The sequence below is a fragment of the Flavobacterium sp. UBA4854 genome (assembly GCF_002399805.1).
GTDB classification, from domain to species: Bacteria; Bacteroidota; Bacteroidia; order Flavobacteriales; family Flavobacteriaceae; genus Flavobacterium; species Flavobacterium ginsengisoli.
Genome location: NZ_DHEI01000165.1, coordinates 20,742 through 32,669, shown reverse-complemented (window position 1 = coordinate 32,669; position 11,928 = coordinate 20,742). Strand labels below are relative to the sequence as shown.

Below are 11,928 nucleotides of genomic sequence, written 5' to 3'. Positions count from 1 at the left end.
CGAGCCCAAGAGGGGGAGCAAAAAAGACTATCAGAAATGATGGTCTTTTTTTTTGCCCAAATTCCAATATTATTAGGACTGGTTATTTAACCGCAAAGGGCGCAAAGATTTAACGCAGAGAGCGCTAAGTTTTTTTTATCCGAGACTTAATAGGAATCTATAAAAAGAGATCGCAAAGGTTGCCAATCTTTGTCGATATGCGAGTGTGATCCTTCGTTCCTCAGGATGACAAACTGTACGCATTAACACAATCTTGTCATCCTGAGGAACGAAGGATCGCACTAGAAACTCTACAAAGCATTTCGCCAATCTTTGTCGATACGCGAGTGTGATCCTTCGTTCCTCAAGATGACAAACTGTAGGTAAAACAAAAAAATCGCAAAACTTTATAAACACAAAGCTTTACGAACTTAATCTTTAGATTTATCTCAAAATAAACTTTGCGAACTTTGCGTAAACCTTAGCGCTCTCTGCGGTAAAAAAAACTTCACATAATAAAGAAAGACAAACTGTAGGTAAAACAAAAAAAATCGCAAAGCTATATCTACACAAAGCTTTGCGAACTTAATCTTTAGATTTTGGCTAAACTCCACATTAAAATAGCTTTGTGCTCTTTGCGTAAAACCTTAGCGCTCTTTGCGGTTAAAAAAAACACACAAAGAAAACCCTATTTCATAGTCAAAGTTTCACTCTTAAACCTTTTCATTAAAGTATTGGCTTTTTCATCTTCGTTTATTGCTTTTAAGGACTGGGCGTATCTATAATAATAAATAACTTCTAGATTGGGCGATTCTTCAAACAGCTGCGCATAATAACCTACTGCTTCCTTCAAATTTCCTTCAAAATACAGTCGGTCGGCGACTTTTTTTAGCATGTCGGTAGATTTATATCCTTTATCAATAACTTTTGCGTATGTGTTGACTACATCGACTTTTACGTATTTTGAACTTATAGATGCAGGAGCTGTAATTTCTACCTTTACAGGTTCTAAAGAAGCAGATGCGCTTGCAACAGTTGTTTTGGCCTCTATGGCATTTGGAGCTACTTTAGGTTTTCTTTTTACGTAATTCGGAATTACTGTTCTAGTATTATTAGGCCCAAGATCGTAAGTGTCGACCATGTCCAATTTTGAAACTTGGTAAGTAATAATTCTACCTCCAAATAACTTATTTATTCTTTCTTCTACATAATACGATTGTATTACAAAATCGCTATTATTAGCAAGACTATCCGTCAATAATGTCGTTTTTCCTGTTACTGGCGAAGCGGAGGCATGGTTGGTGCGCTGGGCAAAACAGCCGAGAGAAAATACGAACGCAAGTGTACATAAAATTGCTTCATACTTTTTCATGATTTTTTGGAATAAAATTAGATGCCCCAATTAAAAAACTCAGACCAAAGTTACTGATTTTCTTTTACTTAGCTTTACACACACCATGAATTACTTAGAAAGCCGATGAAGTACTTCTTTTTACGCATTTATCATTTGAACGCAGGCTTTTTGTATTTCTTCGTCTGAAAATGGTTCTAGCGCTTTTGCCAACATTTTGCTCGTTCTAATGCAACTTAACATTTTAATTCTCAGCGGAAGACTATTTCCTGGCTCAGTCTCAAGAAGATGCTCAAAAATCTCGGTTAAGTATTCTGGATGGCTTTTAAATTCTCCGTCGAAACAAATATCTGATACCAATCTAGCTACCGATTCTATTATTTTGTTCTCATTTGCATTGCTTTCGTTTTCTGTTTTCATGGCGTTTATTTATGGTTTTGGTTATGAATAATTATTGTACGAAAAATTGTATTTTTGTTTCGGCTAAATAAACGATAGAATACTTTCTAACAAAACATCTGGTTTGGTAATTCACCAAAAAAGATAGTCTTTCACCAATATCTTAATTTTTAAGGATTTTTAATATCTTTGAAGTATGAGCACAGCAACAAAACCAAAACATATCGGGAGAAACATAAGCCGCATTCGTGAGCTTAGAGGAATGAAACAAGAAGCACTTGCCATTGCTATTGGCATGAGCCAACAGACGATTTCTAATATTGAAGGAAGCGAAACCGTTGACGATGAAAAACTAAATGTCATTGCAACAGCTTTAGGAGTTTCAACTGAAGCAATTAAGAATTTTTCTGATGAAGCAGTTTTAAATATTATTGGGAATACCTATCATGTTGATAATTCTTCAGCAATAAATTATGTATGCACATTTAATCCTTTGGATAAATTAATACAGGCTCATGAGGAACAAATAAAACTTTATGAGCGTTTGGTTCAGGCTGAAAAGGATAAAGTGGAGTATTTGGAGAGGTTGATGAAGGGGAAATGATTTGAAACACAATTAAACCTGCAATATTCTTGCTTTCAATTGTTTTTTGTAAATTTGCATCATTATGAAAGATATTTCTAACACATCCGAAAGAGTACAATTTGCTTTAAAGCAAATGAGTAAAGTTATGCCTTCTGTAAAGAAGCAAGTGGCTGTATATGAAAGAAATATAGCTTTAGGAAAAAATCAAAAAAATCCTCCAGTAGCTCCTCAATTTAAGAATGTCTAAACCTGTTTTGACAGTCATTGCTGGATGCAATGGCTCTGGAAAATCTACTTTTTCTAAAGTACTTTCTCCTGAAAAATTTACTCCCTTTGATTACGATTTCTATTTTTTAAAATTTTACAACTCTTTATTCGATTCAGACATAAGAGAAGAGATGGCTCATAGCTTAGCATTTAATGAATTGGAACATCAAATTAAAACAGCTATTGCCAATAAATCTAGTTTTTGTTATGAAACTAATTTCAATTCAACTCCTCTTCACTGGCCTGATATTTTTAAAAATAACGGATATGATTTACAACTTATTTTTCTATGCCTAAATTCAATTCAAGAGGCAAAGAAAAGAGTTGCTATTCGTGTAGAAAATGGAGGGCACTTTGTTCCAGAAAATGAAATTGAAAGACGCTATCAAGATGGATATAATAATCTCAATAAATTCTTCGGTCATTTTGATTATGTTGACATATATGATTCTTCTGCATATAATGAACAACCTTCTTATGTATTATCAATCGAATCAGGAAAAATTCAATCAATAAATTATGTGCCAGATTATTTAAAGGATTTGATACCTAATATAATTCCATAAAAATCAAAAAAAGCGCCACAATCCAAAGATTACGGCGCTTTTCCATTTTTAAACTCTAGGTTAATTAAACCCCCAATTTCTTAGCAATTTCAGCAGGAATTCCTCCTTTGTTTACTAGTAATGCAGTAGTTTTATATTTTACGAAGTTCTTAGTTACAAACAAGAAACCTTTGTAGTCGTTTGTTTCTCCCCAAGAATTTTTTACAATATAGTATTCTTTTCCAGTTTGATCTTTTGCAAGACCAATAATGTGCATTCCGTGGTCGTCTGTTGTAGTGTAGTTATCAAACGCAGCCTGACGCATTTCTGGAGTAATTTCTGGTTCTGCTTTTGGTCCGTTAAACATGTCTGCTTTTTCTTCAGCCGTCATGTCGTCGAATTTTTTAGATGCTACATAAGCTACACCGTTTTTCCAGCTAAAGCTTTTCTCGCTCACATCTGTTGCCCAAGCTACAGTGTATCCTTTTTTAAGTGCATTGTCGATAACGTCTGTCATATCGTTCAATTTTACGTTGTAAACTTGATCCAATGACCAGTTGTCTGGCACCATCATAGTTGTTTTTTGGTAGTAAGGAGCGTTTGTAAAAGATGACATTTCTACATAATCATCTGGGTTAATTCCTACTACTTCTTTAGCAAAAGATTGTGGCGTGTAGTTTTTTCCTTTGTATGTAAAGTTATCTGGCACTTTTCCTAAATAAGAATCAATAACTGCTGCATACGCTTTTTGCCAGTTTGGAGTCAATTCTCCGTTCGGGTTTTTTACCACTGCTGTAAGAACACCTTCCATAAGAGCGCCCATTTCAGCAAATTTGTTTTTGTCTGTTCCGTAGTTTAATCCTGTGTAAACTTCTCTAGGCACAGTTCCATATTTTTTATACATATTAATTACATCGTGAAGAGCTCCTCCGTCTCCAAGTGTAATTGCTCCGTGCATACGAACATAGTTTACTCCTTTTTCTACATATACGTTTCTTGCAGAATAAATTTGAGATAGCTCAACTGGCTGTTTTCCTAAACGAATCATTTCTGACTCTAAGAATGAGTTTGTTGAGTAGCTCCAGCAAGTTCCAGATGATCCTTGAGATTTTACAGATGTTGTACCTAGGTTAATTACTTCTGTGAATTTGAAGTTTTCTTTACTTTTGTCGCTTGCATTTAGTTTAAGTGAATTTACTAAAATGTCTTGCGCAAAGCAGCCTGCAGTTCCAGCCAAAAATACTGAAGCAGCAAACACTGATTTGAATGAAAATGTATTCATAATTTATGTTTAAGATTTAACAAAATTAGTCTTCAATGTTTCCAATTTGTTACAAAACAATTAAATATTATACAATTTGTGTAATCTTAAATTGTTAATATTTTCTTAACGGCATAAATTATTAAGTTATTTAACACAAAAAGCCTCTATAACGCATTATTGAGGCTTTTTGTGTGTAGTATTTTATAAATTAACTTCTTACAAGTTTTTTTGCTTCAAAATTTATCGCATCCAGTTGCTTCCAAAAACGATATAGTATGCCCAATCTTCTGGTCCTTTGGCAACGTCTATTCCCATTCGGAGTTTAAATTTTCTGGCAATTAGGTATCTAAAACCACTTCCGTAACTGTAAACGACAGGTTTTGCAAAAGCTTGATCCCAATCGTTAAAGGCGCTTGCGAGACCTCCGTAGCCCATAAGGCTCCATCTTCGATACAAATCCCATCTAAACTCGAGTTCAGATACAATACTGGTTTTTCCCATATAACGGGCAGCGGGAATTCCTCGCATATTAATTCCTGGCTGTAAATAAAAAGGCGGACTCCCCAACGCCTGTTCTCCTTCAATCCTGAGCCCACCAATTAAGGTTTTCGCCAACGGATAATATCCTATTGCCGATAAATTTATTCGCCATGCCTGGTAATCGCTACCAATTGCCTTGTCTGACCAGAAAAAATCGGACTGAATTCTTACTCCTTTATCTGGTGTAAATATATTGTCACGTCCGTCAAACTGCAGCGCAAGTCCCAACTGGCTTATGGTGCTCTTAATGTCTTTAGGGTCTACAAATGGCGGCGGAAGATTAAAATCGGGCAGGTTTATCTTGGAGTTTAAAAATAGATATTGCGGTCCTGCACTCCATTTTGCATTTTTAAACTGTTTGAGCCATTGCGTATAAAAAATAGTCGATTTAAAGTTGAGTTTAAATTCTTCATCATTATGATTGGGAAGATTATTGGCGTAAAATGATAAATTCATATCGCCATAAGCGGCAAAACCACGATACAATATTTTAGATTTTACCAATGTTGCAGAACGAAAGGCACCTGCCATCCAGCTTTTATTTGCAGTGTACATTCCTAATCCTCCAGTTATATCTGGATTTACAAGGCGTTTGGTTCCGTCTTCTTCAATAACAGGCGGACGCTTTTTTAAGAAAACCGGTGCGACTGCACCTCCAAATCCTCCCAGCGCAGGTTCTGTAACAATGGTAGGCACAACTAAGAATCCGTTGGCATAGATAAGAAAGTCACTCAAATCGAAAGCTCCATCTAGAGAATCTTTAAAAACTACTTGGTGTTTTTGCGCGCTTAAAACATTAAACGATAAGATAATCCAAACCAAAAATAGAATGCTTTTTTGTGTCGGTTTTTTGTTTTTCATATAAGATTTTTATCGTTTATATTTAAAATTTCACCTCATCTACAAAACCCGAAATTCTTAATTAAGAAATTATTTTTTCTTGAAACTGAAAACATGTGCCAACGTAATAAAAAAGGTATTTCCTTGAAATCTATTTTCAGCATTGACTTCTCCAACCCATCTAAAACCTGCCGATGTCATACAGCCAATGTGCAGATAATTAATCTCTGCGCCAAGTCCTGCAACTTTATCTTTGTCTGGTTCAATAACAAGAATGCTTCCTACTGGAATCTTGTCTTCAGAAACTTTGTATTGCAGATAGTAAATTAAACCCGCATTGAGTATGCCTTTTGGAGCGGTTTTTTCGGCATTCATGCAATAAAAAGTTTTTCCTAAACCTCCTTCAATGCTTAAAATATCTCCTGTTTTTATATCGGTGTCTTTCTTTTTTCCGTTGATTTCATAAGAGGCTAAAGCCGAAAAATGAAATGTTTTCTTATCATTAAAAAACAATGTAGTTCCTGCAGAGAATTCGTTCATAAACATTCCTAAACCGCTATTGTTACTTCCGCCAAGTTCATATTTACCGGTGGGCAAATACAATTGGTAACCAAATACAAAATCGGCTCTTTTGTTATGCCAGCCTAACTGAATGGGCTGTATATACATATCTGTAAAAGCAAAATCGCTTTTAGAATCGATGTAACTTCCTTGAATTGTGTTAGAAGCGCCAGCTATCAGAATTGTGGCTCCATAATTGGCTCCCAAAATTTTAAAATCGCTTACATAGTTAGCTCCAATACCTGTTATAAACATGGTAAGATCTGGATTGCCAACTTTGTCTCCGTTAGAATCTCTTAAAGAAGATGCGCTATAAATATAACCTGGAATATATACACTGAGTGTGTTTTCTGGTGATTGAGTTCCCGATTGAAGTCCCATTGACCCCAAAATATGCCCACCTTTTAACTGGGCATTACCACAAAAAGCAATCAATAGCAATGTTGCTGTTAAAACCGATTGCGCTAGTTTTTTCGGATTACTAATTTTTGCCTTCATAATGAAATATTTTGAATGAATTACGGCGTTGTAACAGGCATCAAATAATTATTATTGGAGAAAACTTTATTTGAAATAATAGACCTCTGAACGATCCGGATTTATACGAATCGTTTTAAAGTATTCTGAAGGAGATTTTCCCGTGTGTTTTATAAATGCCCTGAAACAAGTTGTTCGAGATTTAAAACCAGAACCCCAAGCCATGCCTTCTAAGGATAAATCTTTCCATTCTGGATCGTTTATTTTCTCTTTAAAATATTCAATCCTTTTAAGATTTACATAATCCTGAAAATGAAGTCCGAATTCAGAATTAATTAAATTGGATAAATGGTGCACAGATATTCCTGTTTCTTCAGCCAAATCTCTTATTACAAAATCCTTTTTTAAGAATAAACTTTTAGAGTTTAATTCGTAATCTAGTTTCATAAGGTATTCCTCCCTTTTTTCGAGAGTCAGTTCGTTTGCAATTGGAAGCGTACTTTTTGTTTCTTTCGCTTTTACTACTACTGTATTGTCTATAACAAAATCGAATGTTTCTTCTTCGTCATGAAAGATTTGCGGTTTGAAATAAAGCCAACCAACGGTAAAAAACAATACAGAAGAAAGAAGAATATAACATGAAAGATCTGTTGGCTCTACTTTTTGCAATAAAAAATGATGAACAAAAAGTGCCGAAAATAAAACCAAAATCATGAGATTGTATACTCTAATCCAATTAATTACTTTAATATGATGAAATTGGTTTCCTGCAAATTTTTTCAGATCATAGTTTAAAATCAACATGGTTTGAAAAAAGACATAGAAAAGCCAAATCGTCAGTGTTAAAACAGAAAATGGATTTTTGATTAATCCTGCAATGTAATGAACCGCTTTTATATTAGTATAACTTCCGACATAAACAACCAGCGTTAAAAAGAAATAAATGCCAAATGGCACAAAATGCAACCAATCGTATTTTCTGAAACTTTTATTTAATGATAAAATGTTTCTAACGTACAAAAATGAGCAAGGAGCGGTTAAAAATATAAACGCTTTTGTAATGGTAAATAGATCTGGAAAATCTTTAAATAAGTTGGCCGACAAATAAAAATTGTAGATACTTACTACCGCAAGACTCAATAAAAACATTCCTAAAAAGAAACTCTTTGAATAGTTTTTTCTGGAAAATAAAACCATAATTGAAGTTGCCAGACCTGCAATTGTGGCTACGAAAAAGAAAAGTGAGAGTAATATATCGATCATTTTTTTAAGCTTAATTAGTGAATGGTTTTCTTAAAATCTTAAAAATAGAATGCGAGAAGGGGCGTGTAGCATAAAATTGTACTTGCCGAAGCTTGGCAAGTACAATATTTATTTCTGCTTTAATTATTTTTTAACTGTTCCCGGAGGGAAATCGGCTAGTATTTTTTTAATTGCATCGTTGATGAATTGTTCTGGATTATCTGGCTTGCTGTCAATTTCAGCATTTCCGATTCCTTGCCAAACCAATTTGTCTGTTTTTGTAGATACGATATCTATTACCAATGAGCCGTCAACATAATCGTAAGTATTGAATGTTGTGCTACCGCCACCCATCATGGCGCCGCCGCCCCAATATCCATATGGACGGTACATTCCGCCATAACCATAAAAATTAGTATCGGCTGTCACTTGGGTTTTGTTTTTTAATATCGAAACCGCATTTACTTTTAAATCTGGATTACTCGATTCTGTAAAGCCTTTTGCGAGCATTTCGTTTCGGATTGCTTTTGCAACACGATCAACATTTAACTGATTTACTTGGCCTTGCTGTGCTTTTAAGTCATAAACTGCAAAAGTTTTGTATTCGCTAAAGTTCGCCGCATGATCATAATCAGTTGTAACTTTTACAGTTGGAGAGCAGCTGTAAAACAAACCCAAAAATAAAATTGGGATTATACGAAGACTTGTTCTTTTAATATTCATGTTTTGGTATTTATTAAATTAATAATTAAATCAGTTTAACTCGAATGTATTAAAATCATAAAAATCTTGAACGAAAGGGGCAAAAACATCCAAAGAATCGTCAAAGCACCACAAGTGCCTACTAAACAATTACTTAGATCACTATCAAAGATAAATCATTTTATTTAATTAACAGTATTAAATAAATAAAATCTTACTTTAACCGTGTTTGATTTCTTTTACCGAGATTTTCGTTTTTTTTGTCTATTTAACTTTGTTATAACTATACCTTAAATTTCGGATGCTATTGGCAGTTTACCATGTTTTATCGCTTCTAGCATTTTATTGTAATCCGATTCGTTCTGATCAGCATATAAAACCGAAAATTCTGAAATGGCGTCGGCAAATTTATCTGTATCTCCAATATAACCCGAGATTAGAGAAGGATCTCCTGAACGTGCGTGAGCTCTTGCAAGCGCCCATCCGCAAGCTTTAGCATAATCTGCCAGATTTTTGGGTTTCATAACTTCTAAAACCGGTTTGATTTTAGCATCTCTAAGTTGTCTTATATAGAAAAATCTGTCTTTACTATCGTTTGTCCAACCCAAAAACATATCAGATGCAGACTGCATCAGCTTTTGTCCCATTACAATACGTTCGCCCTGATGAGTGTATTTGCTTTTAATTTTTACATTTTCTTCTATCACACTTTTTCTGGCTTCTTTAAACTGTAAAAAAATAGGTTCGCCTGTAGCAGACATTAGCAAACTAATTCCGCAAAGAGTTCCAACGCTTCCTACACCCACGACCTTAATGACAATATCATGAAGCTTATATCTGCTTAATAAAATCTGCTTCTCTTCTGAAAGAGATTCTATGTATCTTTTATGAATAATTTCTCCTTCTTTAGCAACTTGTTTTTCAAGATCTCCGCTTGGGTGAAATATCAACGGCGGGTCATCTTTTATTCGTGCTCTGGCTCCGTCAAAATAAGTCATCTTTGCAAATTCTTTTTCGTGAGCTGTATATTCTGATGCTTTTTTTATTCTCTTCTGGTCAAACTCTTTCTGTTCTTTATCATGGCCTAATTCAATCATTTCTGCCAGATCAATATCAGCATACCAAATTTGAAGGGCAGATAATTTACTGTAATCCAACATATGCCGTTTGTAACTATCAGCAACATGCCAAGCAAATTCTTTGCAATTTTTATTAGAAAATTTTCGCCACCTTCCTGCAATGACAAAACTTGCTGCCAGTCGTTTTATATCCCATTCCCATGGTCCAGGAAACGTTTCGTCAAAATCATTTATATCAAAAACCAATTTACGTTCGGGAGTGGCGAAACCTCCAAAATTCATTAAATGGCAATCACCGCAAAGCTGTAAATTTATTCCCGATATTGGAGTATGCGCTAAGTCAGCAGCCATAATTGCTGCAGCTCCTCTGTAAAATGCAAAAGGCGATTCCATCATTCTGCTATACCGAATTGGCACTAGACTTTCAACTCTTCCTTCGCTGGTTTTAATTAAAATATCTACCGGATCTTTTCGATTTTTAAAAGAATTCCATTCCTGATGCTTCTCCAAAGGAATTTTCTTTCTAATCGAAGCTCCTTTTTCATAACGTTCTGCCTTTGATGCTATCGGGTTAAATGGGGTTTCGGCTGTATGTTTTGAATCTTCGGTCATAACTTATGGTTTTACTTCACTTCTGTCAAATCGCCCATTTTCCAAGTTTTTTCAAAAAACCCTTTTTCTGGACCATAGAAACGAGCCAATAATTCAAATTTTCCTTTTGGATCTGTCGGAACCCAGTTTGATTCTTTTCCTGCAGGAGCTTTTGCACCAAAATAAATATCTACAGAACCATCGCTATTTTTTTGAAGTCCAGGCGATGTTGAAGCACGGCTAAAATATTTCATATCTTTTATTAAAGCATGCGTTTCACGATCGTAAGCCGTTACAGACCAATATAATTTTACAGGAACATTTGGCGGTAAATGCAATTGATACAATTTTGACCCGTCAAATTCTTGTCCTTTATCGTCTTTAATTGATATCAAATAAAATTGCCCTGCTCCTAAATGTTTTGCGCTAAAATAAGCTATTGAATATGCTATTGCACGTTCGCGAACTGGGTAGTTATTTGGTATTGAATAATTACTGCCAATTGCTTTTACAAAATCTTGTGAAACTGGCAATGCCCATTTTGTCCCTTCGTAAAAAGGGGTTTGAAAAGCATTGTTATATTCGTTATCAATCCAGTTATGAGCATCTTTTATGGCTGCGTTCAAAACCTCTTTTCTTCTTGCATCAGCCTCAAAAGGTTTGCCTTTTTCAATGCCAATTGACTTTAGAAAATCGACCATAACTAAATCTCTTGTAAGCCAAGGTTCGCGCTGTATGAACTGATTTAAGAGTTCGAAAAAATGAAAGTTGTACGGAATTGTATTGCTGAATGGAACTTGCAATAAATCAACAAATTTTGTCGCTGGCGGATTTGCTGCCTGAGAATAAGGATAAATTTTTACTCTTTTTCCATAGTCAATTGCTCTTTTAAGATCATTTGGACTTCCGTTAGTAAGATTGGATCTAAGAATTGCAAAACCAGTATAAGTAGAAGAAGGCATCGGAATATATCCTGCTGGCAATTTATCTTTATAATCGGGCGGCAAAATCAGATATTTTCCTCCTTTTCCTTTGTCCACACCTGCTGGACCAATATCTTCAATTGCAGTTTGCCATCCGTCGTCTAAACTTCCTGTAATTGATGAACTGCCTTCTGCTGGCGGAATTTCTAATACAATTGGACCTTTTCTGGTATCATATAGAGGATTAATATAAACCACATCTGGATTTGGCGTCAAGGTTTGATTTTTTGAATTGATTAATCCAGACCAATAAATAATTTCATTAAAATTACCTTTTGCATTGGTTAGACTTTCGTTTAATAATTCAAAATTAACCGCAGGAACTCCCCAAATTACGGCTTCAATTGCACGATTATAAATAATTTGCTCTTGCAGATCTGCTGGTTTAAAAGTACCTGAAACAGATTCTGCAGAAGTAGTTTCTGTTTTTTCTGGCGAAGTTTTATTGCAAGAAATAAATAAAGCAATAAGGAAAAGTGAAAATATTTTGGTCTTCATTTTATACATTATTAAAAATTAAAA

The 11,928-nt window shown here is 34.7% G+C and carries 12 protein-coding genes; 3 read left to right on the top strand and 9 right to left on the bottom strand.

All coding sequences use genetic code 11. From position 1 onward, the window contains the following. Positions 1-667: 667 nt before the first annotated feature. Both B3J44_RS24220 and B3J44_RS24215 read right to left on the bottom strand, forming a co-directional pair. Positions 668-1,351 carry a hypothetical protein gene (locus tag B3J44_RS24220; protein WP_198854940.1) on the bottom strand — a complete coding sequence of 228 codons (684 nt, stop codon included), beginning with the start codon at positions 1,349-1,351 and terminating at the stop codon, positions 668-670. A 120-nt stretch (positions 1,352-1,471) separates the two neighbouring features. Continuing rightward, on the bottom strand, positions 1,472-1,750 hold the full coding sequence (locus B3J44_RS24215; protein ID WP_286972139.1) for a hypothetical protein: 279 nt from the start codon (positions 1,748-1,750) through the stop codon (positions 1,472-1,474). 175 nt (positions 1,751-1,925) lie between these two features. Here B3J44_RS24215 and B3J44_RS24210 point away from each other — a divergent pair, with 175 nt between their 5' ends. From B3J44_RS24210 to B3J44_RS24200, 3 genes are all read left to right on the top strand, one after another. Continuing rightward, positions 1,926-2,333, top strand: coding sequence for a helix-turn-helix domain-containing protein (locus B3J44_RS24210; protein ID WP_286972135.1), 408 nt, complete (start codon positions 1,926-1,928; stop codon positions 2,331-2,333). A 64-nt stretch (positions 2,334-2,397) separates the two neighbouring features. Continuing rightward, positions 2,398-2,562, top strand: coding sequence for a hypothetical protein (locus B3J44_RS24205; RefSeq protein ID WP_165352402.1), 165 nt, complete (start codon positions 2,398-2,400; stop codon positions 2,560-2,562). Then, positions 2,555-3,148: a zeta toxin family protein gene (locus tag B3J44_RS24200; protein WP_286972131.1), complete on the top strand. Its 594-nt coding sequence runs from the start codon at positions 2,555-2,557 to the stop codon at positions 3,146-3,148. Before B3J44_RS24205 ends, B3J44_RS24200 begins: the two co-directional genes overlap by 8 nt. 64 nt (positions 3,149-3,212) lie before the next feature. Here B3J44_RS24200 and B3J44_RS24195 read toward each other — a convergent pair whose 3' ends face one another. From B3J44_RS24195 to B3J44_RS24165, 7 genes are all read right to left on the bottom strand, one after another. Continuing rightward, positions 3,213-4,409: an aminopeptidase C gene (locus tag B3J44_RS24195; protein ID WP_198854945.1), complete on the bottom strand. Its 1,197-nt coding sequence runs from the start codon at positions 4,407-4,409 to the stop codon at positions 3,213-3,215. Positions 4,410-4,631: 222 nt separating this feature from the next. After that, positions 4,632-5,792, bottom strand: a complete 1,161-nt coding sequence (locus B3J44_RS24190) for a BamA/TamA family outer membrane protein (RefSeq protein ID WP_286972128.1) — start codon at positions 5,790-5,792, stop codon at positions 4,632-4,634. Positions 5,793-5,861: 69 nt separating this feature from the next. Further along, positions 5,862-6,830: a SphA family protein gene (locus B3J44_RS24185; RefSeq protein WP_278019895.1), complete on the bottom strand. Its 969-nt coding sequence runs from the start codon at positions 6,828-6,830 to the stop codon at positions 5,862-5,864. Between the two features lie 66 nt (positions 6,831-6,896). Beyond that, the gene (locus B3J44_RS24180; protein ID WP_286972126.1) at positions 6,897-8,072 is read right to left on the bottom strand and encodes a helix-turn-helix domain-containing protein; all 1,176 of its coding nucleotides are present in this window, start codon (positions 8,070-8,072) and stop codon (positions 6,897-6,899) included. Positions 8,073-8,195: 123 nt separating this feature from the next. Beyond that, positions 8,196-8,774, bottom strand: coding sequence for a DUF4136 domain-containing protein (locus B3J44_RS24175; RefSeq protein WP_286972125.1), 579 nt, complete (start codon positions 8,772-8,774; stop codon positions 8,196-8,198). A gap of 269 nt (positions 8,775-9,043) precedes the next feature. Next, the gene (locus B3J44_RS24170; protein WP_286972124.1) at positions 9,044-10,444 is read right to left on the bottom strand and encodes a DUF2252 domain-containing protein; all 1,401 of its coding nucleotides are present in this window, start codon (positions 10,442-10,444) and stop codon (positions 9,044-9,046) included. A gap of 11 nt (positions 10,445-10,455) precedes the next feature. Continuing rightward, entirely contained in the window at positions 10,456-11,904 is a 1,449-nt protein-coding gene (locus B3J44_RS24165; RefSeq protein WP_286972123.1) for a DUF1254 domain-containing protein, read from the bottom strand. Between the last annotated feature and the right edge of the window lie 24 nt (positions 11,905-11,928).

What these genes read in the sequence shown, in the direction of transcription:
- B3J44_RS24170 (WP_286972124.1), bottom strand. Translation starts at nt 10,444, where the DNA reads ATGACCGAAGATTCAAAACATACAGCCGAAACCCCATTTAACCCGATA.
- B3J44_RS24175 (WP_286972125.1), bottom strand. Translation starts at nt 8,774, where the DNA reads ATGAATATTAAAAGAACAAGTCTTCGTATAATCCCAATTTTATTTTTG.
- B3J44_RS24185 (WP_278019895.1), bottom strand. Translation starts at nt 6,830, where the DNA reads ATGAAGGCAAAAATTAGTAATCCGAAAAAACTAGCGCAATCGGTTTTA.
- B3J44_RS24220 (WP_198854940.1), bottom strand. Translation starts at nt 1,351, where the DNA reads ATGAAAAAGTATGAAGCAATTTTATGTACACTTGCGTTCGTATTTTCT.
- B3J44_RS24195 (WP_198854945.1), bottom strand. Translation starts at nt 4,409, where the DNA reads ATGAATACATTTTCATTCAAATCAGTGTTTGCTGCTTCAGTATTTTTG.
- B3J44_RS24205 (WP_165352402.1), top strand. Translation starts at nt 2,398, where the DNA reads ATGAAAGATATTTCTAACACATCCGAAAGAGTACAATTTGCTTTAAAG.
- B3J44_RS24165 (WP_286972123.1), bottom strand. Translation starts at nt 11,904, where the DNA reads ATGAAGACCAAAATATTTTCACTTTTCCTTATTGCTTTATTTATTTCT.
- B3J44_RS24200 (WP_286972131.1), top strand. Translation starts at nt 2,555, where the DNA reads ATGTCTAAACCTGTTTTGACAGTCATTGCTGGATGCAATGGCTCTGGA.
- B3J44_RS24210 (WP_286972135.1), top strand. Translation starts at nt 1,926, where the DNA reads ATGAGCACAGCAACAAAACCAAAACATATCGGGAGAAACATAAGCCGC.
- B3J44_RS24215 (WP_286972139.1), bottom strand. Translation starts at nt 1,750, where the DNA reads ATGAAAACAGAAAACGAAAGCAATGCAAATGAGAACAAAATAATAGAA.
- B3J44_RS24180 (WP_286972126.1), bottom strand. Translation starts at nt 8,072, where the DNA reads ATGATCGATATATTACTCTCACTTTTCTTTTTCGTAGCCACAATTGCA.
- B3J44_RS24190 (WP_286972128.1), bottom strand. Translation starts at nt 5,792, where the DNA reads ATGAAAAACAAAAAACCGACACAAAAAAGCATTCTATTTTTGGTTTGG.